The following is a 22,839-nucleotide window of genomic DNA, read 5'->3' as shown; positions in this document are numbered from 1 at the left end:
TCCTCCTATTTGAACGTGTAGTATTTCTTGAGCTTCGGGAACACGTCCGACAACTCCTTGTTGCCCAGGATGCCCTCGGGCCTGAACTGCATGATCAGGACCAGCATCAGGGGGATCATCACCCACTTGATGACGCCCGCCGACGGCTCCCACTCGGGGAAGACGAAAGTGGCCGGGGCCAGCAGGAAGTCCATGATGGCCTGGGAGCGGAGCACTTCCATCAGGCCGGTGAAGACCACGGCGGAGATGACCGCGCCGGAGAGTGAGCCCATGCCGCCGAGATAGACCATGACCATGGCCTCGGTGGACTTGAGGATGTTGAAGGATTGCGGGTTCACGTAGCCGACGATGTGAGCGAAGAGCCCGCCCGCGCAACCGGCAATGCCCGCCGCGATCATGAAGTTGACGGTTTTGATCTTGTTGGTGTTAACCGACATGATCTCGGCCGCCACCTCGTCCTGACAGATGGCGTTGACGCCCTTGCCGTAGGTGGAGGTGATGAAGCGTCGGATGACCCAGATGGACAGCCCGGTGAAGAGGACCACGTACAGGAAGACCCACGGGAAGTCGTTGTCTCCCGCAAGCCAGCCCGGAGTGGAGTCGACCATGGCCCAGACCGTGTCCTTCATGCCCTGAAAGCCGCGAGAGCCTCCGATGAAGTCCATGTTTTCGATGGCCGAGATGACCATGTAGTTAACCGCGATGGTGATGATGGCCAGGTAGTCGTCGCGGGTCTTGAACGAGGGCAGGGCCACGAGGATGGACGAGAGCGCCGCCACGATGCCGCCGATGATCACGATGACCGGGAAGACGAAGATGGCCATGGACTCGGGGAACAGGGGATCGCCGAACTTGGAGCCGAAGCAGAGCACCGACAGGATGGAGGCCACGTAGGCGCCCACGCACATGAAAGCCGCGTGGCCGCAGGTGAACTCACCCATGTTGCCGTTGACCAGGTTCAGGGAGGTGGACATCATGATGTTGATGCCCACGAACATGACCACGGCCTGGATGTAGTTGTCGATGACGTGGTACTGGGCCATGAGCAGCAGGACCACGGCCAGGGCCGCCATGAGCACGTTGAGAGTGTATTTTCGCATGACTCGCCCCCTAGATCTTCGTGGATTGCGGCATGCCGAACAATCCGGTTGGCTTGATCCAGAGAATGATCAGCAGAATGGTGAAGGCGAACAGGTCGCGGTAGGTGGACGGGAAGACCGTGACCACGCCGACCTCGATGAAGCCGAGCAGGAACCCGCCGTAGAAGGCGCCGCGAATGTCGCCGATGCCGCCGACCACCGCCGCGATGAACGCCTTCCAGCCGATGAGCATGCCCATGAAGGGCTCCAGGACCGGGTAGGACATGGCGAACAGCAGGCCGGCCAGTCCGGCGAAGCCGGAGCCGAGAATGAAGGTGAAGACGATGATCTGGTCGATGGGAATGCCCATGAGCGGGATGGCAAATTTATCGTAGGAGATGCCGCGCATGGCCATGCCGATCTTGGTCTTGGTGACGATGAAGTTCAGGAAGGCGAAGACGGCCACCGCGGCCACGATGACAATGACCTTGAGGTTGGTCAGGGTCACGCCGCCGAAATGCCAGACGGTCTTTTCCACCAGCTCCGGGAACTTGAGGCGGCTTGCGCCGAGCACTGCCAGGTTGGAGTATTCGAGGATCAGCCCGCACATGAGCGCGGTGATGACCACGTAGAGCCTGTGCGCCCCCTTTCTGCGCAGCGGGCGGTATGCCACGCGCTCCAGGAACACGCCCACGCAGGCGGTCAGGAACATGGTCAGCGGGATGGCCAGGGCGAAGGTCATGAGCGGCGACAGGCCGATGGCGGGACCGAGCAGGAACCCGGCCACGAAAAAGGCGATGTACGCGCCCACCATGAAGATGTCTCCATGGGCGAAGTTGATGAGTCGCAGAACGCCGTAGACCAGGGTGTAGCCCAACGCGATGAGTGCGTAGAAGCTGCCCCACTGGAGCGCGTTCAATATATTTTGGATGATAAAGTCCACGATAGTTCTTCCTGATCGGATTGCGGGCGCGGAGGATTGAAAAAGTGATGTTGGACCGTGTCCGCCGCTCCCAGGCAATCGGTCAAATGGTTGTTTCCCCTCACTTCGTCGTGCCCTGCGTGCACACCACCATGCCGGGCGGACGAAGCCAATATGCTATTAAAAGGGCGGGGACCCTGCGGCCCCCGCCCCGTTGTTTTGCGATCTCGCCAGCTTACGGGCAGACGGACTGTTCGAAGACGAACTCGCCCTTGTCGGAGATCTTGACGACCACGGCGCACTTGATCGGGTCGCCCTGCTCGTCGAACTTGGAGGAGCCGGTGATGCCGTCAAAGGACTTGATGGCGGCCAGGCCCTCGCGGATGGCCGTGCGCATCTTGCGCGGGTTGCTCTCGACCTTGCCGGCGTTCTGGATGGCCTGGACCAGGAGACCGATGGAGTCCCAGGTCAGGGCGGCGTAGTCAGCCGGGACGTCGCCGTAGGCTTCCTTGTAGCGGTCGATGAAGACCTTGGTGGCGCCCTTGGCACCGGCGGCGGCGTAGTGGGTGGAGAAGTACTGGCCGTAGCAGTCTTCACCGCAGAGCTTGATCAGGTCGGGGGTGCCCCAGGCATCGGAACCCATGAAGTGGCCCTTGTAGCCGAGGTCATGAGCCTGCTGCACGATGAGGGCGACCTGGTTGTAGTTGTCGGGAACGAAGATGAAGTCGGGGTTGGCGGAGATGACCTTGGTCAGCTGAGCGGAGAAGTCCTGGTCCTTGGTGCCGTGGGACTCGAAGGCCACGACCGGGCCGAGGCCCTTCTTCTCCCAGGAGGACTTGAAGATCTCAGCCAGGCCCTTGGAGTAGTCGTTGGAGATGTCGAAGATCACGGCAGCGGTCTTGGCACCGAACTTCTGGGCGGCGAAATCAGCGACGACCGGGCCCTGGAACGGATCCAGGAAGGCGGCGCGGAAGACCCAGGGACGATCCTTGGTGGTGTCCGGGTTGGTGGACCAGGGGGTGATCATCGGGGTGCGGTTGTCGTTGCAGGTACCACCGGCGGGCACGGCCTGCTTGGAGGAGTTGGGGCCGATGATGGCCACGACTTCTTCCTGCTCGATGAGCTTCAGGGCGACGTTGACCGCGGATTCAGCCTTGGACTCGTTGTCCATGTAGACGAATTCCAGGGGGTATTTCTTGCCGGCGATTTCCAGACCGCCCTTGCCGTTGATGTCCTTGAGGTACATCTCGGCGGCATTCTTGGAGCCTTCGCCGACTTCCGGGATATCGCCGGTCAGGGGCAGGTTGAAACCGATTTTGATGGCGTCGGCGGCCAGGGCCGGGACGGAAATGAGCACGCTCAACATGAGCGCCAGAGCCAGTACACCGAAGTTGCGATAACTTCCTTTCATGTAGTTCCTCCTCTCATAGGAATTATGATGACCAGTGGGCCTGACCAATGGGTTTGACCAATGGTGTTGACAAGCCTGATTCATACACAAAATAGAGCGTGGAGAAAAGGGGTTTCGGCCAATACATTTTTGCAAATATCGCTGTTTGTTTGAATTAATTTCGTGTTTACGCCATTCTGGCATACGAATAATCGTCGAAATTTCTTTTTATACGAAAGTGTTTTTTCATAAATGTTATTTCAAAGCGGTAAAATCGACGGGGTGCGGGCCGAGTTTTTGACAAAAACCAAAGAATCGTCGGCTGACGGTATGGGCAAATCATGGCCGAAACCATGGGGCAGACCCTCTTGTGTGGAAAACGATTGGCGGCGCGCCTCCGCTAGGAAGGCGCGCCGCCGGAAATGACTGAGTGGAGGAAGAAGGGCGCTACAACGCGATTCTTGTCTTGAGAAAAGTCATGACCTGCTCGACGCAGGCTTCCAAGGTCTCCTTGTCGGAGTCCAGACGGAGGTCGGGGTTTTGGGGGGCCTCATAGGGGGCGCTGATTCCGGTGTAGTTCTTGATTTTCCCTTCTCGGGCCAGCTTGTAGTAGCCCTTGACGTCGCGGGATTCGCAGACCTCCACCGGGCAGTCCACGTGAATGAGGTGGAAGTCTCCATCGGCGTGTGCTTCGCGAAGTTGCCGCTGCACCTCGTGGCGCGGGGTGATGAAAGCGCAGAGGCAGATGGTGCCTGCATCCATGAAGAGCTTGGTCATTTCGCCGATTCGACGAATGTTCTCCTTGCGGTCTTCGGGAGAGAACGAAAGATCGCCGCAGAGTCCGTGTCGGACGTTGTCGCCGTCAAAGGTGTAGACCTTGACCCCGCTGTCGAAGAGCCTCTTTTCCACCGCGTGGGCGATGGTCGATTTCCCCGCGCCAGAGAGGCCCGTAAACCACAGGGTCACGGCACGGTGTCCGTTTTGTCTCTCCCGGTCTTCGCGGCAGACTTCCCCGCGATATTTGCAAGTGTATTTAGCGTTCATCGTTACCTTCCGGCTGGGGGCGTTTGCTCTTCTTTTTCTGCATCTTGGCTACTTCTTCGTCGCGCAGGGCGCGGCGCAGGACCTTGCCGACCATGGTCTTGGGCAGTTCTCTGCGGAACTCCACCCTCCGGGGGACCTTGTAGTTGGCCAGCTTCTCCCTGCAGTAGGCGATGACGTCGCTGCGTGTCAGGGTTTCGCCTTCCTTGACAACCACATATGCCTTGACGATCTCGCCGCGCGCTTCGTGGGGAATGCCCACGCTCACGGCCTCGTCGATCTTGGGGTGGGCATGCAGGACTTCGTCTATTTCTCTCGGATAAATATTGTAGCCGCCTGAAATGATCAAATCCTTCTTGCGGTCCACGATGAAAAAGTAGCCTTCCTCGTCCATGTAGGCGATGTCGCCGGTATAGAGCCAGCCGTTGCGCAACACGTCGGCAGTAGCGTCGGGACGGTTGTAGTACTCCTTCATGACTTGCGGCCCCCGCACGGCCAGCTCTCCCAGCTTGCCCGGCGGCAGCGCCTCGCCACCCACGTCCATGTCCACGACCTTGGCGTCCGTGTCCGGGAAGGGCAGGCCGATGGAGCCGCTCTTGCGTACGCCGTGAAGCGGGTTGAAGTGGGTCACCGGGGAGGCCTCGGTCAGACCGTAGCCCTCGGAGATGGCCGTGCCGGTGCGCTTCTCAAACTGCTCCATGTACTCTACGGGCATGGGCGCGGAGCCCGACACGCAGACGTTGATGGAGGAGATGTCGTACTTGTCGACGTCCTTTTGCTGCAACAGCGAGATGTAGACCGCGGGCGCTCCCGGGAACACCGTGGGCTTGAGCTTGTGGATGCCCTTGAGCACGTCCAGGGGCACGTAGCGCGGAAAGGGCGCCAAGGTGGCTCCCATGCTTGTGGGCCAGGTCAGGCAGGTGGTCAGCCCATATATATGGAAATAGGGCAGAATGCCGAGGAATGTCTCCCGCTGTCTGCCAAGGGAATGGATCATGGACTGGCACTGCTGGAGATTGGCGCCGAGGTTGAAGTGGGTGAGCACGCACCCCTTGGCCACGCCTGTGGTCCCGCCCGTGTACTGGAGCAGGGCTGTGTCCTCGGCGACGATCTTTTCCTCGGTAAATTTGCTGCGGCCTTTCAGCAGGAGCTTGAAGGGAAGCACTTCCTTTCCGTCATAAGGGATCTTCGGCGTGGTTCCCGCTTTTTTGGCCTGGAGCTTGTACAGAACGTTGAGCGGGAATTTCAGTCCCTCGCCGATGGTCGTAACGTAGAATTTTTCCACCGGGATGGCATCGCGCAGCTTTTCAAGCTTGGGCCAGAGTAGGTCCAGGGTGATGCAGCAGCGCACGCCCGCGTCGTTGAACTGGTGGACGATTTCCGTCTCCATATACAGCGGATTGGTCAGCACGCCGATGGCCCCGGCCCGGATTACGCCCCAGAAGGCCACGATGGTCTGCGGCAGGTTGGGCAGCATCAGCGCGACCCTATCGCCCTTGCGGATGCCCGCCGCCTTGAGGTTCGCGGCGAAGACTTCGCTCATTGTCTTGAGTTTGGCGTAGGAGACCGACCAGTTCTTGAAGACGATGGCCTTGCGATTCGGCCACTTGTGCGCAGCCCGGTCCAAAAAGCGGAACAGGGGGACCTTTTCGTAGTCAATGGTGGCCGGAACTTCGGGGTCGTATGCGTTCAGCCAGGGGCGGGGAATCTGCTCCATGAAATTTCCTCGGAGGCTCTATGGTTGGACGGCAAAAGTGCGCGCAGAACGTATAATAGGCGGCTTGCCGGGTCAACCGGGACGGGAAGCCCGGCCCGGCCCGGACATTTTTTTGACGTTCGGGGCAAGAAGCATGGGGTGCGGCCAGTCGGCTCAAAAAGGTCTTGCTCTGTGAAAATGCAAGTTTATTAGAGTGTTGAGGAAAATGCGATGCACGACAGCGATAGCTTCATCATACTTGGCTGGCATATTGCAAGCACCTGGAGGTCGGCGCAAAAGGAAAAAGTTGCCTTTCGCTAAAGAAATAGACGAAAAGCGCCGATTATTTAGTGTGTCAACGATTTTCGCCTGAAGGGTCCCGGACGGGAACAGTCCGGAATGCTGGAGAAATGTTGACAGGGGGCCGGTTGACAGGGTTGCGGTGCGCGACTAGGGTGATACACTCAGCGCCGGAACCGTCCTGTAACCCGGATGAATCATTGACCGAGCGAATGGACGAGAGTTTCAATGCCACAGTTAGCTGCAAAGGGAAGTCAGGGTATGTTGATCACGGACGGGCTGTATCTCAAGCCGAGCAAGTCGACTCGCGTGCTTGCCATACTTGAGGCGCTGACCCGCGACTCCAGCCTCTCCCAGTTCGAGCTCGGAAAGCGGCTCAATCTTTCGGGGGCCATGGTCAACCAGTACCTGAAGCATCTGCAGGAGAACGGTCTGGTGGAGTTCCTGCCCGTCAACGGCAAGAGCTACCGCTATACCCTGACCGACCAGGGGCGGCAGTCCCGGCGCGAGATGTTTTCCGACTATTCCTCGGAGACGGTCAGGCTGTACACCACCATCAAGGATTTCGTCCTGGAACGTCTTAGCCCGCTCATGGCGGAGGGCAAGACCCGTCTGGCCCTGTTCGGCGCTTCCGAGACCTGCGAGGTGGTGCTCTCGGCCCTGCGGGAGACCGACTTTCAGATCATGATTCTTCTGGACAACGATCCCAGGAAACAGGGACAGCTTTTCAACGGACATGTGGTCTCTGCACCGCACGTCATGGACCAGGTCGACTGCGACGCCGTGGTCATCACCTCGTTCGGCAAGCAGGCCGAAATTTACGAGCAACTCAAGCCGTATTCCGAAAAGCGCGGATTTCAAATCGTGAGATTTTGATTATGAAACAGATCGAGACCATTACGCTCCGCTCAGGCGTCACCATCGGACAGGGCCATCCCTGCTTCATCGTTGCCGAAATCGGCAACAACCATCAGGGTGAATTCGACGTGGCCAAGCAAATGATCGACGAGGCCGCCGCAGCCGGAGCCCAGGCCGTCAAGTTCCAGAAACGGGACATGGAGGCGCTCCTCACCCGGGAGGGCCGTGCCGCGCCGTACACCGGGCGCAACAGTTTCGGACCCACCTATGGCGAGCATCGCAACGCCTTGGAGCTTTCCATCGAGCAGATGGCCGAGCTCAAGGAGTACAGCGAATCCCGAGGCCTGGTTTTCTTTGCCTCGGCCTGGGACGAGCCAAGCCTGAAACAGATACTCGCGCTGGACGTGGAGCTGCTGAAGATCTGCTCCGCCGACCTGGTCAACGTTCCCCTGGTCCGCAAGTACGCCGAGGCCCGGATTCCGATCATCCTCTCCACAGGCATGAGTTCCCTGGAGGACATCGACGTCGCCCTGGCCGAAATCCGACATTTTCATGACCAGGTGATCCTGCTTCACTGCAATTCCTGTTACCCCTGCCCCGAGGAACAGATCGGGCTGCCCGTCATGGACGGGCTCAGGGAGCGCTACGGGCTGCCCGTTGGCTATTCAGGCCACGAGCAGGGAATCGGCCCCAGTGTGGGCGCGGCCGCACTGGCTGCCTGCGTGGTGGAGCGGCATTTCACTCTCGACAAAACCCTCAAGGGCACCGATCATCAGGCCTCCCTCGAGCCTGCCGAACTGGCCCTGATGGTGGGCATGATCCGCGAAGTGGAGCGCGCCATGCAGGTCAAGGGCAAGGTGGTCTTCCCCGATGAGCAGGCCGCGGCGAAGAAGCTGCGCAAATGCATCGTTTTTTCGCGCGATCTTCCTGCCGGGCATGTACTCACCGAGGCGGACCTCGCCACCCGAAGCCCGCGCGTGGGAGTCTCTCCGGTTCACTGGGACGAGGTCCTGGGTGCCACGCTCAAGAAACCGGTCAAGCACGAGGAGCCGGTTCAGTGGGAAACCCTGAGCCTGGCCGAGGCCGACTGCGCTGACGCAGCGACATCATAGGCCTTTCGAATCCATTGCATGAGAGCAGCCGTTCCGGCCAGGCCGGGACGGCTGTTTTGTCTTGTTTGAGGCAAGACGGAAAAAATCATTCATCTCGAATCAGTGTGATGGTATAGGATCTACAGATGGCCGCGTCGGACCAAGGAGGGACTATGAGCGAACAGGAAATTTTGTTGGAGACCGGAACGAATGAACTTGAGATAATTGAGTTCTTCATCAATGAAACGGTCGGGGACAAGGTCGAGACCCATTATTTCGGCGTCAACGTGGCCAAGGTTCTGGAAGTGGTCGAAGCCCCCGAGGGACTGACCGGGTCCGAGGCGGCGGCCCATCCGAGCTTTTTGGGAACGATCCCCCTGCGGGACCTGATTCTTCCCGTGGTCGATCTCTCCATCTGGCTGAGTATTGCGCGGGGCAAGGAGGTCAACGAACCGATCATCGTTACCGAGTTCAACGGCATGATCACCGGGTTCCTGGTTTCCGGGGTCACCCAGATCCACCGCATTAACTGGGCCGACGTGGAGCCGCCCAACCGCTACTTTTCCAGCATGGAAACGAACTGCATCACCGGGACGATCAAGATTCGGGACCGGTTCGTGCTCATGCTCGACCTGGAGCAGGTCCTGGCTGATCTGGACGAGTCCGGGCAGACACGGGGAAACCTCTCCGATGTGGTCTCGGACGAACGGTACCGGGCCTTGATCGCTGATGATTCCACTTCCGTTCGGGAACTGCTGCGAACCAACTTCAGCAACGCCAATTTCGAGACCGAACTGGTGGGCGACGGCGCCCAGGCATGGGGCAAGCTGGAGGATATCAAGGCGAAGGCCACCGCCGAGGGCAAGAGCCCCTTGGATTATCTGGACGTAGTGGTCTCCGACGTGGAAATGCCGAAGATGGACGGCTACACCCTGACTCGACGCATCAAGGAAGACCCGGTGCTCAAGGTCCTTCCCGTGGCGTTGTTCTCCTCGCTCATTTCCAACTCCGTGCTGCACAAGGGAAAGGCCGTCATGGCCGACGCCCAGATCACCAAGCCCGAGTTTAACTCCCTGACGCAGAAGGTCATCAACCTGGTCAAAGACTGGCAGGCCCAGGCGGAGTGATCCACAGGGGTGCGCCCTGGCGGCTTCACGCCCCGGCTTCGTCCAGGCATTCCCTGAGGGAACTGACCCCGCAGGAGTGGCGCATGATAACTGGCGTGTCCGTACCGCGGACAGCAGCCAGGACATCCTTGCGCGCCTTGTGCGAGACCTTGTTTGTGAACAGGACCACGAAATCGACCTTGCCCAGCGTGCCTGAAATCTTCCGTTCCTTGCCGGTGTAGCATTTGAGTTTGACGCCGTTTTTCTTTGCCTCGTTCATGTAATCCCGTTTGAGCCGATCCATTCCGCCCACCAATGCTGCGCACATGGCATTCTCCCCATGTTTTAATTGAAGTTGAAAATCGTTTTCAATTAATACGGAGGAAAGTACACGCTGTCAACCCGGATTCTTTCCGGGATGGAGTTCAGACAACTTGCTGAAATAATATGCTCTTTCTAAGAATTGTCTAAAGCGCCTTCCCTCTCGGGGGAACACCCTTCGCAGTGGAAGGTGTTCAATATGCCTTTGGGAAGAGTATGGTTCGGGCCGGGCCTATTGTGTGGAGACGGGCTCCCAGGCATCGCCTTCGGGATCGGCCTCGGGCAGGGCGCAGGGCTTGGTCTCAACCACCCGGTTGCCTTTTCCCTTATCCACGAGTGCCGGGACCCGGCCTATGATCACATTGACCGTTCCGGCCAGCAGGACCTGGCCTTTGACGCCGGTGAAGTCGTTCAGGTCTGTCCAGGCAAAGGTGTTGGCCGAGGCCTTGAGCGCTTCGAAGGGGTGGCACCAGATGGCGTAGCGCGCTTCTCCACGGACTCGGTTGTTTGCGAAGAAGCCTCGTGATCCTGTCTGGACGATACCCCTGGCCTGGCTACCTCCGGCCATTATGATGTCGTTGCAGGTGGCCACGACGTCATTGGAGTAGAGCAGCATGCCCGTGGACAGGTCGCCCCGCCCCTCGATCCGGTTACCATTGAGCGTGATCCGGTTGTTCTTGGAGAACTCCACGCCGCCTGTTGTGCTGAAGTACCACCCGGCCACGATGCCGTTGGGGCCGTACTTGTGCGGGTATGGGATGCCCTCTTCGGCCGTGATGATTCGGTTGCGATCGATGGCGATGGAGCCTTCGCCCTTGGGCCCGAGGGTGTTGTCCAGGGCCTCGATGCCGTTGCGCGAGGCGCGGTGGATGATGTTGCCGGTCAGCTTGAGGTCGGCACCCCAGGTCCAGTCCGCCATGATTCCGTACCCGGCGGTGCGGTCTGGTTTGGCCGTCTCCATGAAGAAGCGGTTGTCAGCGACGGTCAGGGTGCCGGTGGCTGCCCGCTTGATGCGCCGTTTAGGACTGTCCAGACGGTTGCCCACCACGATGCCCGCCTGGAAAAGCAGGGTTTCCCCGTCGTTCCAGGTGATGTTGATCTCCTGTGGGGCAACATCGGTTACCAGGCAACCGCGCACATCCAGGCCTCCCACGAGCGGGAAATGCAGGGGAGTGCCCTTGGCTCCGTCGAAGTGGATGTCGTGGATCGCGATGATCGGTCCGGTTGAGGCCGGGGGTGCATCCTTTACCGGCAGGGGGGAGTAGAAGGTCCAGAAGCCGCCGGTGATTCGGGTTTTGGGGTCGCCCGAACCGTCCCGTTCGCCCAGGATACGTACGGATTTGGTGATGTTCACCCGTCCGTCCTGACCGAAATTGAACCTGCCGCGCAGGAGAATCTGGCCGCCTTCTTTCACCGCCGCCTGGACATTCCGCACGTCCATGGTCGGGTCGCCCGTGCCAACCACTGTCCGGTCGGCCATTGCTGGCGTTGCGGTCAGAAAGATAAGTAGGGCGGTGATGGCGATGATCCGGTGCATGGTCCCTCCGGGGCGGATATTGTTACATGGACAGCCAGAAGGTACATGCATCCGTTTTTCTTTTCAATCCGCCCTTTCCGTTGGCCCGGCGGGCCAGACCGCGTGTTCCATGATTGAGTTCATTATAAATTTCACTAATAGGGTTACCTTTGTCTCATCTATAATGTAGCAGGAAAAATGGAATCGTATCGGTTCCACTTTTTATGGGTTCGGATGTTATTCGGGGAGGAATTGCAGTATGAAGCTCAGGACGAAGTTGATGTTGATGCAGGTTGTGACGGTTGTGGTGGCCATCATTGCGCTCAGTTCGATATTCGTGCAGCAGATAGCCGACTATGCGGAAAATGAGATGGAGACATTCCGGCGGGAGGCGCTGGAGGAGGAAAAACAGCGGCTCATGGACCTGGTCCAGATGGCCAGTGGCACCGTGGAGAGTTTCTATGATCGATCCCAGGACGTGGCAGCCCTGAAGAAGGCCAAGAAGAAAGATCTGGAGCGCGTAGTCGACGCGGTCTACGGACAGGTCGAGGCCTATTATCAGGAACACAAAGGTGCATCGCGCGAAGAACTTGTCCGGGGCCTGGAGAAAATCGTGCTGCCTGCCAGGTACGACGGGGACAACTATGTCTGGGTGCACGATCTGGATGACGTGGTGCTTGTCCACCCCTCGGATGCCCTGGTTGGCAAGGACATGAGCAGTCTCAAGGATATCAAGGGCACCATGATCTTCGGGACCATGACCGGAGTGGCCAGGAAGGACGGCGCCGGCATGGTCTCCTACTGGTGGCCCAAGCCGGGCGAGACCGAAGCCAAACTCAAGATTACCTATGTCCGCCTTCTGCCCGAAGCGGGCTGGATCATCGGCACGGGTTCATGGCTTGAGGACATCGAGCCCGAGATGCAGGCCGAGGCCCTGCGTCAGGTGGCCAAGATGCGCCTGAGCGACGGCAACTATTTCTGGATCAATGACCTTACGCCCAAGATGGTCATGCATCCGACCAACCCGGATCTCGACGGTAAGGATATCGGGGGGATACAGGATGCCAGCGGCAAGAGGCTCTTTGCCGAGATGACACAGGTCGCCCGGGAGCAGGGTCAGGGGTATGTTCGTTACAACTGGAGCAAGCCGGGCGAGTCCGGCTCGTTTCCCAAGCTCTCCTACGTCAAGCTGTTCAAACCCTGGGGATGGGTAGTGGGCATGGGAGTCTACATCGACAGTATCGACGCGGCCGTGGCCGCCAAGCAGGCCTCCCTGGATGCGACGGTCAAGAGCATGATCCTCATGGTCCTGGGCGTTGCGGCGGTCCTTGCCCTGTTGGGAGTGGGGGCCGGAATATTCGGCTCCAAGTCTGTGACCAATACCATCGGTGGTGAGCCCGTGGATATCGCCGCAGTCGCTACAAGGGTCTCAGACGGGGACCTGAGTATTGCCGATGGAACGGACGCGGCCAGGGCCATGGGCATTCTTAAATCCATGTTCGGGATGGCGGACAACCTGAAGAAGGTTGTGGGCGAGGTCCAGTCCGCCACCGACAATGTGGCCGCAGGCAGCGAGGAACTGTCCGCTTCCTCGGAAACGCTGTCGCAGTCCTCCGTGGAGCAGGCGGCTTCTGTGGAAGAGGTGTCGGCCTCATTGGTGGAGATCGTCGGCTCCATCCGCAAGAACGCGGAGAACGCCGAGGAGACGAGCCGCATCGCGGACACTTCCCGCAACGACATCCAGTCAGGCGAGTCTTCAGTACGACGTACCGTGGACGCCATGCGGCAGATCGCAGACAAGATCGTCTTCATCGAGGAGATAGCCCGGCAGACCAACCTGCTGGCCCTCAATGCGGCCATCGAGGCGGCCAGGGCTGGCGAGCAGGGCAAGGGGTTCGCGGTGGTCGCCGCCGAGGTGCGCAAGCTGGCCGAGCGCAGCGGCATCACGGCCCAGGAGATCAGTGAGCTCTCCGCCTCCAGCGTGGCCGTTGCCGAGGAGACCGGCGACCTTTTCCAGCGGCTGGCCCCGGAGATCGCCCGGACCGCCGAGCTGATCAAGGGCGTGGCCCAGGTCTGCGCCGAGCAGAATCACGGCGTCTCCCAGATCGAGCGAGCCATGAGCCAACTGGACACCGTGATCCAGCAGAACGCCATGGCCTCGGAGGAGATGGCCTCCACGTCCGAGGAGTTGGCCAGCCAGGCCGCCGCCCTGCAGGACGCCATGCGCTATTTCCAGGTGGGGACGGAGCCGGAAGTGAATCGGGTAGTAGTCACAGGGAATACTGCGGCGCTCCCCGCCGGGGAGGACGATTTCGTGCAGTACTAGGCGTGGGGAGGTTCAATATCCCCGGTGGGGCGGATATTCCTTTTTGCCGCGCCGCATGAGACGGACTCCGGCGTTGTGCTTGTCCTGTTGATGGACGGCGTGGGCCACCGCCTCGCAGGCGGCCTGGAGGGAGATCTTTTCCTCGCGGAGAGCCTGGACCTGTTCCTTCAGGGCTTTGGCCACGATGCGCTGCTCCGCCCACTGGGGATATCGATCCCAGTAGTCCACAGCCCGGTCAGCGTCGCCGAGCTTGGCGGCGGCGTATCCCGCGTGCAGATAGGCGTCCGGGACATCCTTTATGGCGAGGCATTGCTCAAGGATCGTGATCGCATCCTCGTTGCGCCCGAGCTTCGTGTAGCAGATTCCTGCCATGGCCAGGTGCGACGCCCTCGGAGCCTTGCCCTTGTCTTTCAGCCGAGCGAAATGGTCGTCAAAGGCTCCGGCGGCGGCGCTGAAATACGCTTGCGCCTTGTCGAAATCGCGGCGCAACTCGGCGGCGCGGGCTCGCTTGAAATTATTCTCCCCCTTGCGGGAGGGCGGGACCAGCCTGGAAAAAAATGACATGTCTTCGGGTACCCTCTTTTGCTCAAGGCGGCAATGGATCTCTCCAGGGCTCAAGTCCGGATCCAAAGAACTCGTCAATGTCCCCTCACGCACAATTCTGAGCGAAGCGACATAAAAAGTTTAGGAAAAGGAGGGGATGGGGGTCCGGGGGAAGGGGAGGAAAGAACCCTTTACAAAGGGTTTTTCCTCCCCTTCCCCCGGCCGCCGGAGGCTATTAAAGCATGAAAAAAGGGGCCGGACGTCACCGTCCGGCCCCTTGGCATATCGTATTTAATTCGAGGCTAGTCGTCTTCTTCGACGGCTTCGGAGATGGCGCACTCGGTGGTCAGCAGCATGGAGGAGACCGAGGCGGCGTTCTGCAGGGCGATACGGGTCACCTTCTTGGGATCGATGACGCCTTCCTTGACTAGGTCGACGTACTCGCCGGTGGCGGCATTGAAGCCGTTGGCGCCCTTGAGGTTCTTGACCTTTTCCACCACCACGGTGCCTTCCAGGCCGCAGTTGTTGGCGATCTGGCGGAGGGGCTCCTCAATGGCCCGGGCGATGATGGCGATGCCGGCCTGCTCGGTGTCGTTGGCACCCTTGAGCTTGGCCAGGCCCTTGCCGGCGCGCACCAGGGCGGTGCCGCCGCCGGGCACGATGCCTTCGTCAACGGCGGCGCGGGTGGCGTTCAGGGCGTCTTCCACGCGGTCCTTGCGCTCCTTCATCTCCACTTCGGTGGGAGCGCCGACCTTGACCACGGCAACGCCGCCGACCAGCTTGGCCAGGCGTTCCTGCAGCTTTTCGCGGTCGTACTCGCTGGTGGCGTTGGCAGCCATGTTGCTGATCTCCTCGCAGCGGCGGTCGATGGCTTCCTTGTCGCCTGCGCCGCCCACGATGAGGGTGTTCTTCTTGGAGATAACGACCTTCTTGGCGGTGCCGAAGTCTTCGGGGCGGATGGATTCCAGGGTCACGGCGGTGTCCTCGGAAACCACGCCCGCGCCGGTCATGATGCCGATGTCACGGATCATTTCCTTGCGGCGATCGCCGAATCCGGGGGCCTTGACTGCGCAGACCTTGAGGGCGCCGCGCATGGCGTTGATGGTCAGGCCGGCCAGGGCCTCGTTCTCAACGGTCTCGGCGATGACCAGCAGGGGGCGACCGGCCTTGGCTACGGCCTCCAGGATGGGCACCAGGGGCTTGATGTTGGAAATCTTGCCTTCGGACAGGAGGATGAACGGGTTTTCGAAGACCGCTTCCTGCTTGTCCTGATCAGTGACGAAATAGGGGGAGAGCCAACCGTTGTCCCACTGCATGCCTTCGACCACGTCCAGTTCGATGGACAGGCCTTGGGACTCTTCGACAGTGATGACGCCGTTGTTGCCGACCTTGTCCACGGCCACGGCCAGGATCTCGCCGATGGCGGCGTCGTTGTTGGCGGAGATGGCGCCGACCTGGGCGATCTCGGAGCTCTTCTTCACAGGCTTGGCCAGCTTCTCCAGCTCGGCTACCACGTTTTCCACGGCGAGGTCGATGCCGCGCTTGATGGACATGGGGTTACGGCCGGCGGCCAGCAGCTTCACGCCCTCGTTGAAGATGGCCTGGGAAAGGATGGTGGCGGTGGTGGTGCCGTCACCGGCGATCTCGTTGGTCTTGGAAGCGACTTCCTTGACCATCTGGGCGCCCATGTTCTCGAGCTTGTCCTCGAGGTCGATCTTCTCGGCGACGGTCACGCCGTCCTTGGTCACCTGGGGAGCGCCCCAGGTCTTTTCCAGCATGACGTTGCGGCCCTTGGGGCCAAGGGTGACCTTGACGGCGTCGGCCAGGATGTTGACGCCTTTCTGCATGCCCTCGCGGGCGACAGCCTTGTAATCGATTGCTTTTGCCATTGTATGAAAATCCTCTAGCGAATTGGTTGTCGGGGAATGGCCGGACCCGTTATTCCGGTCGGTCCGGCAGGGTCTTGCCGTTTAGGCGAACACGCCGAGGATGTCGTCCTCGCGCATGATGATCAACTCGTCGCCATCCACGGAAAATTCGCTGCCGGCGTACTTGGCGAACAGCACGGCGTCGCCGTCCTTGACGGTCTTGCACTCGGGGCCTGCGGCCACGACTTCACCGGCCTGGGGCTTTTCCTTGGCGGAATCCGGGATGTAGATGCCCCCGGAGGTCTTTTCTTCCTGGTCCTTCCTCTTGACGATGACGCGGTCATTGAGCGGTTTCAAACCCATTGTTCTCTCCTTATGATAAAAGTGTCCCGCCTTGGGGCGGGCATTCTGCTTGACTGCCGACAGAGATAAGACTCCTCCGCGCAGTGTCAACCGGTTCGGGTCACATTTTTCCGTACCTTTACCGGCCTTCCCTTGAAATAGTGGCGAAACCCCGGTAACAAAGGAGTAATAGAGAAAAAAATCAATGAGAAGCAGGAGTTGGTGATGGCGTTCCAGCAACAGAGGCTCGTGGTAGTGTCCAACCGCCTTCCGGCGGCGCTCAAGAAGACGGACGACGGATGGGAGGTCAAGGCGGGTGCTGGCGGCCTTGTCACGGCTCTGGCCCCGGTGCTCAAGAACCGTGGCGGCGTCTGGATCGGCTGGTCCGGCTCCTCGGACCCCAATCTGGACGTGGATTCCCTGCTGGCGGACTTCTCCTCCAAGGCGGGCTACGACCTCTATACCGTCCCCCTGACCCCGGAAGAGGTGGACGGCTACTACTTCGGTTTTTCCAACGAGATCATCTGGCCACTGTTTCACGATCTTCAGTCCCGCTGCCGCTTTCATCCCCGCTACTGGCGCATGTACCTGGACGTGAATTTCAAGTTCGCCGAGATGGTCGCGCGCAAGACCAACAGCGACGACTACATCTGGATTCAGGACTATCACCTCATGCACCAGGCGTTTTTCCTCAAGAGCATGGGGGTCAAGCGGCGAACCGGCTTCTTCCTGCACATCCCGTTTCCCACCCCGGACATCTTCATGAAGCTGCCGTGGCGCTGGAAGGTCATCCAGGCCCTGACCGAGTTTGATCTGGTCGGGTTCCAGACCATGCAGGACCGGCGCAACTTCTCGGCCTGCCTCCGGCGGCTGATGCCAGAGGCCCGCGTTCAGGGCCGGGGCGCGGTGGTCACCATGGACCTGGGCAACCGCCAGTTCCGCCTGGGAGCCTTCCCCATCTCCATCGACTACAACCAGTTTTCCGAGATGGCCGAGCGGCCCGAGGTCGAGCAGCAGACTTTCTCCATCAAGGAGGCGCTCCGGCACCGGAAGATAATCCTGGGCGTCGATCGACTGGACTACACCAAGGGCATTCCCGAGCGCATCCGCTCCTTCCAGACCCTGCTGCGGCAGTTCCCGGAACTCAAGGGGAATGTGAACTTCGTCCAGATCGCGGTGCCCAGCCGCGAGGAGGTGGACGAGTACAAGGAGCTGCGGACCGAGATCGAGCAACTGGTGGGCAGGGTCAACGGCGAGTTCTCCTTTCCGGGCTGGGTGCCGGTCCATTACCATTACCGCAGCTTTCCCCACGACGAGCTGGTAGCCTACTACAGCGCGGCGGACATCGCCCTGGTCACGCCGCTCAAGGACGGCATGAACCTGGTGGCCAAGGAGTATTGCGCCTGCAATACCAGCGGAGACGGCGTGCTGGTGCTCAGCGAGTTCGCCGGGGCCGCGGCCCAGCTCCAGAAGGACGCATACCTGGTCAACCCCTACGACATGGAGGGAATCGCCAAGGCCCTGCATCGCTGCCTGCACTGGGACAGGGAAGAGCGACGCAGTCACATGACCCATCTTCGGGACCAGGTGCGCAAGAACAACATCTACTGGTGGGTGGACTCGTTCCTACAGGCGGGCATTTCCAAGACCCTGGTGGACTTCCCCGAGGTGGACACGCTCAAGTTCGAGCGGGTGTAGCAGAGCGGGAGGCCTGCCGGGATTTGAGCCCGCGCCGGGTTTGCGCTAGGCTGGCGCTATGTTGACGCTCAAATGCGCGGCCTGCCGCCGCAAGCTCTGGAAGTACCACAAGATCGGGCAGGGTGAAGTGCACCGCTGCCACAAGGACCGCATCGGCAAGGTCTACACCCTGGTCGAACGGGACGGCAAGGCATGGTGCGCCTGCGGCAAGGCCGTGGGCATCGACCGGGGCTCCTACTACACCATGGACAAGAAAGCCTTCACCTACAAGGGAACCAAGACCAACGGCTAGTTCAGGTCGTCGGAAATCTTTTCAAAGATGATCTTGGTCGTGGCCAGTTCGTTCGCCAGGGCGTCGCGGCAGACAACTTGCGCCTCGGAATAAAGCGCGTCCATGTTGTCCTTGGCTAAAATAGTCCGGCCTGTCGTATCGAAATAAAGGGGTATGTCTTCCCCCTTGAGCGAGGTCGAAAGTCTGTTTGCCGAGGCGATCGCCACATATCGCTTGCCGTCGCTGGAAAACTCCCCTTCAAGCCGACTTTGCACGGCTCCCTTGATGGGGCCGAGCGCTTCCAGGGAAAGATTGGGCTGGGCGTTGATCATCACATCACCGTTTGATATGGCCCCCTCGGGGAGTGGGTAAACTAGCCGCTTGATGTTTTCCGCTGTCCTGTTCAAGGAAGCCAACACCTTGGGGTCGGTGATGCGCAGCGCTTCAAAAAGCGGGTAGGTGGTTTTTGTCTCGCCGACCACGCCCCTGTCATCCGTGTCCATGGTGATGTCCACCAGGGGCACCATGGGTTTGACGTGCTCCCCTTCGCTGGTCCATTCCGGGATGAATATGTGCCAGAGCAGGGAGTCTCCCACCTTTGAAACAGAATATTTCATGATGAAGATCGAAGTCTCCGAGTTGCCGTTGCTCTCGCTTTTGAGGGTCATGCGGGCGGTCCCTCTGGCCGGGCCGTATCTGTAGACCGTCGGGGTGGTGACCGGCGTGACTTCCATCTGGGCCAAGTGGGCGGAGGTGATTCTGGCCGCAGATTGCTCGGGCGTGACCCTGGCGGCAGGTTGTTTGGGGGCGACCCTGGTCGCGGGTTGCACGGGCGTGACCTTTTTCCCGGCGACGCAGCCGGGGAGCAGCAGCAGCGCAAGGGCGAGCAGGACGAAAATCTTCCGCATGGGGAGTCTCCTTGGATATTGCGTATCGACCGTTCGCACATACCGTGTTCAGGGCTTTGAGGCCAGCGGAAATCCAGGGCAAGGCGCGGGATATGGGTTGACAGCGGCTTCCGGGTCCGTGACAGTGCCGAAAGTTGAGGATTGCATTCATTTCGATGAGCCATGAGGAGGCCGAGTTGAGAAAATTTGTCTGTCTGTCGACCCTGTTGCTGCTGTTGCTGGCCGCGCTGCCCGCCATGGCCGAGAGTGCGAAGTGCAACGCCATTCCGTGGGGCGAGCCGCTCACCGCCGTGGAGCAGATCCAATATTCCCACACCGCCGACGGCATCCGCTACTACAAGGTGACCAAGGTGGAGGCCTGCGGCATTTCCAAGATCGAGGACACCCGCGTGACCTACGGATTCCGGGAGAACCGCCTTTACACCACCATTGTGGAGATCGACAAGGCCAAGGACGTCCAGAAGGTCGTCTCCCTGCTCGTGGACGAGTACGGCCTGCCCGACACCAAGAAGGACTCGGGTTGGGACGTGTATCGCTGGGAGAACGACAAGCTCAAGATCAAGCTCAAGAGCCAGTATACCACGGACCGCATCAAGATCGGCATGTACTACAAGCCGTTGATGCCGAAATAGCGATTGCCGCGCGAGAGTAAAAAGGCCGCTTCCTTTGGGGAGGCGGCCTTTTTTCTTGAGCAGGTAATTGAATTGGTGAACTACAGCAGTCGCCGCGCCCCAATGAAGTGCGTCCGCCAGTACTCGTTGCTCAGGAGCGACTCCATGACCCGCTTGCCCGAGCTGGGGGCGTGGATGAAGGTTCCCCGGTCCGTGACGATGCCCACGTGCAGGGACTTGGCTCCCTTGTCCACCTTGTGGAAGAGCAGGTCGCCGGGGCGGATGTCCTCGAAGCCAACGGCCTCGCCCACCCCGAACTGCTGCCAGGAGATGCGGGGCAGGTTGATCCCGTTCTGATGGTAGACGAACCAGACGAAGCCGGAGCAGTCGAAGCCCGTTTTCGGGGAGGTCCCGCCCCATTTGTAGGGCGCGCCGAGCAGAACGCGGGCCGTGCGAATGACGGCGGCGGCCTTCGGAGAGGCCTTTTGCCGGGTGGCATGCCGGGGCTCGGACTCGGGTTGCGGCACGGACCTGGACGCGCACCCGCCCATGAGCAGCAGGATCAGGCACAGGGCCGCGCCTGCGGCTTTACAAAACGTATGGGCGGTGCTGCAGGACATCGCCCTCCCGTCAGTTGACCGTCAGGTAGGATTTCACGTTGCGCACGCCCGGGGTCTCCCTGGCGTAGGCCTCGGCCTTGGCTTTCTGCGTCTTGTCGCCCACCACGCCGAGCAGGACCACGTTGCACTGAATCATCTCGATGTCGATGTTCGTGGACCAGATGGTCTTGTCCGTGATCAGCTTCTGGCGGATGGTGGCGGAGATCTCCAGATTGTCCGTGGTGCCGCAGAGGTCCTCCTCCCGCTTGGGCAGGAAGTAGGTGGTCACCTGGCGCACTCCCTCGGTGGCCTTGGCGATGGCCACGGCGCGCTCCACCTGGCCGCGATTTTCATATTCGCCCACCAGATAGACGTGGCCGTAATAGCTGTACGCATCGAAGTCGAGGTACTTGATGGCGTCGTCTTCCAGGAACTGTTTTTCTATCAAAAAGGATATCTGCTTGTCGTTGGCCCAGTCGCCTGCGTTGCGCTCTTCCACCGCCACGTCGTAGACCGCGCAGCCGGACAGGGCCTGGAGGCCCACCAGGGCCAGCAGAAGCATAAGAATGGTCAGATGTCGTTTCATGGGTTCCCCCTGAGAGTTTCTAGACTATGTCTACATACGCATTCCGGGGCGTGACCGCAAGCCGAACCGTGTTCGTCACTCCGAGAGCAGGGGCGGGCACCGGTTCAGGGCCGCTTCGGGCACTTCCCATTTGCCGGACCACGGCGGGGCCAGGGAGAGGGGAAGTTCACCCACGCGCATGGCATGGCAATGCAGGCGCATGGGGCCGCGTTCACGTCCTTTCCCGTATTTACGGTCACCGGCCACCGGGTGGTCACGCGAGGCGAGCTGGACGCGGATCTGGTGCGTGCGCCCGGTCAGCAGGCGCACGGCCACCAGGCTGTATTCGTCGCCCGTGATGAGGCCGGTGACCCTGGCCAGGGCGGTCTTGCCCGAGCCTGTGCGCACTGTCTCCTCGCCCGGCGCGCCACGCTTCTCCAGTTGGTCCTCCAGCAGGATCGTGCCGGGCTCGTCCCATCTGCCTTTTACCCAGGCCAGGTAGAGCTTGCCGACGCCGCCCGAGGCAAAGGCGTCGTTGAGCGAGCGCAGGGTCTCGTAGTCACGGGCCGCCAGGAGCAGCCCCGAGGTGTCCCGGTCCAGCCGGTGGGCCAGGGTGGGGGAAAAGTCCGCGTCCGGGAACATGCCCCGCAGCCGAGCGGCCACCGAGTCCTCGACCTTGTCGCCGCCGTGTGCGGCCAGCCCGGCGGGCTTGGCCACGGCTATCAGGTGTTCATCCTGGTAGACGATATCCAGCGGCGCGGTGGAGACCTCCGGCCGGTTTTCGCCCGGCGTGTAGGGCGGGATGCGCACCACCTGCCCGGCGGCGATGCGGTCGAAGGGCTTTTTGCGGCCCTTGTCCACGCGCACCTGTCCCTTGCGTATCCATCGCTGGATGGCCGCGCGGGGCACGTCGCCGGTCAGGCGGCGTTCCAGGTACTGGAGCAGCTTCTGGCCGGATTCGGCTTCGGTTACCGTGACGAACTGGGCTTGGGGCATTGAGTGGTCCTGTTGGGGAAGGGCCGAGAGAGGGAAATCAGGAGTTGAAAGCCGCTGCGCGGCATGGACGAATGATTTCGCCTCCGGCGGCCAAGGGGGTGAGCCCCTTGCATCCCCGTTCTCGCACCTTTGGCGCGGGGGCTTGATTTGCAAAAAGAGGGCAACGCAATGGTTTTCATTGCGTCGCCCGTTTTGATTTTCTGGTGCCTTGCCGGTTACTTTTTATACCATTGGCCACCGGGCTGTTGGAGCCAGGTGCCGGGAGGGGCCTGCTGGGCTATCTTGGCCGCCCTTCGCTGGCCGACCACGGCCGGGGTGGTCCCGGTCTTCTTGGCGATGGCGGCGTAGACCTTGGCGCGGTCCGCGTTCTCCGCGCTGACCACGCCCTTGTCCGCGCTGCCCCGCACTGTCAGCATGCCGACGTTGTTTTCGCCGATGACGCCCTTGGCGAGCATGGCGTCGATGGCGGGCTTTCGCTGGATCATGCGGTCCTTGAGCCCTCCCGCCGTGGCTGTGGTCGCCACGAGGCAGGCCAGGAGCGCGAGCAGGGCGATGAGATATCGTCTATTGGGCATTGGTGTCCTCCGTGGTTGCGGCGCTGTCCGCGCCCGCGTCGTCGATGTCCGAGAAGAAGTCGTCGAGCTCCTTGTCCACCTTGACGTTGACGTCGATGGTGATGTGGATGGGTTTAACCTCCACCGGAGCGACTTCGACACGATGGCTCGTCTGGCATCCCCAGAGCATTGCCAGGGTCAGGCATAGGCCCGCCGTGAGCAGATTTTTCATACCGAG

General features: G+C 60.6%; 23 protein-coding genes. 7 read left to right on the top strand and 16 right to left on the bottom strand.

All coding sequences use genetic code 11. From position 1 onward, the window contains the following. Positions 1–5: 5 nt before the first annotated feature. The 5 genes from GM415_RS02115 to GM415_RS02095 all read right to left on the bottom strand — a co-directional run bounded on the left by GM415_RS02115 (position 6) and on the right by GM415_RS02095 (position 6,149). Positions 6–1,100, bottom strand: a complete 1,095-nt coding sequence (locus GM415_RS02115) for a branched-chain amino acid ABC transporter permease (protein WP_158946190.1) — start codon at positions 1,098–1,100, stop codon at positions 6–8. 10 nt (positions 1,101–1,110) lie between these two features. Beyond that, positions 1,111–2,022, bottom strand: a complete 912-nt coding sequence (locus GM415_RS02110) for a branched-chain amino acid ABC transporter permease (protein WP_158946189.1) — start codon at positions 2,020–2,022, stop codon at positions 1,111–1,113. A gap of 214 nt (positions 2,023–2,236) precedes the next feature. Further along, positions 2,237–3,367, bottom strand: a complete 1,131-nt coding sequence (locus GM415_RS02105; RefSeq protein WP_422393770.1) for an ABC transporter substrate-binding protein — start codon at positions 3,365–3,367, stop codon at positions 2,237–2,239. 471 nt (positions 3,368–3,838) lie between these two features. Further along, positions 3,839–4,435, bottom strand: coding sequence for an adenylyl-sulfate kinase (cysC, locus tag GM415_RS02100; protein ID WP_158946187.1), 597 nt, complete (start codon positions 4,433–4,435; stop codon positions 3,839–3,841). Continuing rightward, a complete protein-coding gene (locus GM415_RS02095; RefSeq protein WP_158946186.1) occupies positions 4,425–6,149 on the bottom strand; it encodes a long-chain-fatty-acid--CoA ligase in 1,725 nt (574 codons plus the stop codon). The genes cysC and GM415_RS02095 overlap by 11 nt, the downstream gene beginning before the upstream one ends. A 540-nt stretch (positions 6,150–6,689) precedes the next feature. On the opposite strand from GM415_RS02095, the gene GM415_RS02090 reads away from it, so the two are divergent. From GM415_RS02090 to GM415_RS02080, 3 genes are all read left to right on the top strand, one after another. After that, on the top strand, positions 6,690–7,304 hold the full coding sequence (locus tag GM415_RS02090) for a winged helix-turn-helix transcriptional regulator (RefSeq protein WP_242012319.1): 615 nt from the start codon (positions 6,690–6,692) through the stop codon (positions 7,302–7,304). A gap of 2 nt (positions 7,305–7,306) precedes the next feature. After that, positions 7,307–8,398: an N-acetylneuraminate synthase family protein gene (locus tag GM415_RS02085; RefSeq protein WP_158946184.1), complete on the top strand. Its 1,092-nt coding sequence runs from the start codon at positions 7,307–7,309 to the stop codon at positions 8,396–8,398. 152 nt (positions 8,399–8,550) lie between these two features. Further along, complete coding sequence (locus GM415_RS02080; protein WP_158946183.1) at positions 8,551–9,504, top strand: chemotaxis protein; 954 nt, start codon at positions 8,551–8,553, stop codon at positions 9,502–9,504. A 25-nt stretch (positions 9,505–9,529) separates the two neighbouring features. Here the strand turns inward: GM415_RS02080 and GM415_RS02075 are convergent, their stop codons facing one another. After that, on the bottom strand, positions 9,530–9,811 hold the full coding sequence (locus tag GM415_RS02075; RefSeq protein WP_158946182.1) for a DUF2325 domain-containing protein: 282 nt from the start codon (positions 9,809–9,811) through the stop codon (positions 9,530–9,532). Positions 9,812–10,036: 225 nt separating this feature from the next. Beyond that, the gene (locus GM415_RS02070; RefSeq protein ID WP_158946181.1) at positions 10,037–11,341 is read right to left on the bottom strand and encodes a right-handed parallel beta-helix repeat-containing protein; all 1,305 of its coding nucleotides are present in this window, start codon (positions 11,339–11,341) and stop codon (positions 10,037–10,039) included. Positions 11,342–11,579: 238 nt separating this feature from the next. Between GM415_RS02070 and GM415_RS02065 the strand changes: the two genes are divergently transcribed. Then, on the top strand, positions 11,580–13,646 hold the full coding sequence (locus GM415_RS02065; protein WP_242012318.1) for a methyl-accepting chemotaxis protein: 2,067 nt from the start codon (positions 11,580–11,582) through the stop codon (positions 13,644–13,646). Between the two features lie 12 nt (positions 13,647–13,658). Here GM415_RS02065 and GM415_RS02060 read toward each other — a convergent pair whose 3' ends face one another. From GM415_RS02060 to GM415_RS02050, 3 genes are all read right to left on the bottom strand, one after another. Further along, entirely contained in the window at positions 13,659–14,210 is a 552-nt protein-coding gene (locus GM415_RS02060) for a tetratricopeptide repeat protein (protein ID WP_158946180.1), read from the bottom strand. 281 nt (positions 14,211–14,491) lie between these two features. Next, a complete protein-coding gene (gene groL / locus GM415_RS02055; protein WP_158946179.1) occupies positions 14,492–16,078 on the bottom strand; it encodes a chaperonin GroEL in 1,587 nt (528 codons plus the stop codon). Between the two features lie 81 nt (positions 16,079–16,159). Then, positions 16,160–16,420: a co-chaperone GroES gene (locus tag GM415_RS02050; RefSeq protein WP_158946178.1), complete on the bottom strand. Its 261-nt coding sequence runs from the start codon at positions 16,418–16,420 to the stop codon at positions 16,160–16,162. Between the two features lie 204 nt (positions 16,421–16,624). Between GM415_RS02050 and GM415_RS02045 the strand changes: the two genes are divergently transcribed. After that, positions 16,625–18,097: an alpha,alpha-trehalose-phosphate synthase (UDP-forming) gene (locus GM415_RS02045; RefSeq protein ID WP_158946177.1), complete on the top strand. Its 1,473-nt coding sequence runs from the start codon at positions 16,625–16,627 to the stop codon at positions 18,095–18,097. A gap of 58 nt (positions 18,098–18,155) precedes the next feature. Next, entirely contained in the window at positions 18,156–18,389 is a 234-nt protein-coding gene (locus GM415_RS02040; RefSeq protein WP_158946176.1) for a hypothetical protein, read from the top strand. On the opposite strand, the gene GM415_RS02035 is transcribed toward GM415_RS02040, so the two are convergent. Then, positions 18,386–19,276 carry a hypothetical protein gene (locus tag GM415_RS02035; protein ID WP_158946175.1) on the bottom strand — a complete coding sequence of 297 codons (891 nt, stop codon included), beginning with the start codon at positions 19,274–19,276 and terminating at the stop codon, positions 18,386–18,388. The genes GM415_RS02040 and GM415_RS02035 overlap by 4 nt on opposite strands. A 176-nt stretch (positions 19,277–19,452) precedes the next feature. On the opposite strand from GM415_RS02035, the gene GM415_RS02030 reads away from it, so the two are divergent. Next, positions 19,453–19,908: a hypothetical protein gene (locus GM415_RS02030; RefSeq protein ID WP_242012317.1), complete on the top strand. Its 456-nt coding sequence runs from the start codon at positions 19,453–19,455 to the stop codon at positions 19,906–19,908. A gap of 80 nt (positions 19,909–19,988) precedes the next feature. Here GM415_RS02030 and GM415_RS02025 read toward each other — a convergent pair whose 3' ends face one another. The 5 genes from GM415_RS02025 to GM415_RS02005 all read right to left on the bottom strand — a co-directional run bounded on the left by GM415_RS02025 (position 19,989) and on the right by GM415_RS02005 (position 22,833). Then, complete coding sequence (locus GM415_RS02025) at positions 19,989–20,507, bottom strand: C40 family peptidase (protein ID WP_158946173.1); 519 nt, start codon at positions 20,505–20,507, stop codon at positions 19,989–19,991. 10 nt (positions 20,508–20,517) lie between these two features. Next, on the bottom strand, positions 20,518–21,072 hold the full coding sequence (locus GM415_RS02020; protein ID WP_158946172.1) for a BON domain-containing protein: 555 nt from the start codon (positions 21,070–21,072) through the stop codon (positions 20,518–20,520). A 75-nt stretch (positions 21,073–21,147) separates the two neighbouring features. Then, entirely contained in the window at positions 21,148–22,047 is a 900-nt protein-coding gene (locus tag GM415_RS02015; protein WP_158946171.1) for an RluA family pseudouridine synthase, read from the bottom strand. Between the two features lie 215 nt (positions 22,048–22,262). Continuing rightward, a complete protein-coding gene (locus tag GM415_RS02010) occupies positions 22,263–22,622 on the bottom strand; it encodes a YdbL family probable chaperone protein (RefSeq protein ID WP_158946170.1) in 360 nt (119 codons plus the stop codon). Beyond that, on the bottom strand, positions 22,612–22,833 hold the full coding sequence (locus GM415_RS02005) for a hypothetical protein (RefSeq protein ID WP_158946169.1): 222 nt from the start codon (positions 22,831–22,833) through the stop codon (positions 22,612–22,614). The genes GM415_RS02010 and GM415_RS02005 overlap by 11 nt, the downstream gene beginning before the upstream one ends. Between the last annotated feature and the right edge of the window lie 6 nt (positions 22,834–22,839).

The sequence above is a fragment of the Pseudodesulfovibrio cashew genome (genome assembly GCF_009762795.1).
GTDB classification, from domain to species: Bacteria; Desulfobacterota; Desulfovibrionia; order Desulfovibrionales; family Desulfovibrionaceae; genus Pseudodesulfovibrio; species Pseudodesulfovibrio cashew.
Note: the sequence above shows the minus strand (reverse complement) of the source record. Positions and strands in the feature narration are given on the sequence as shown.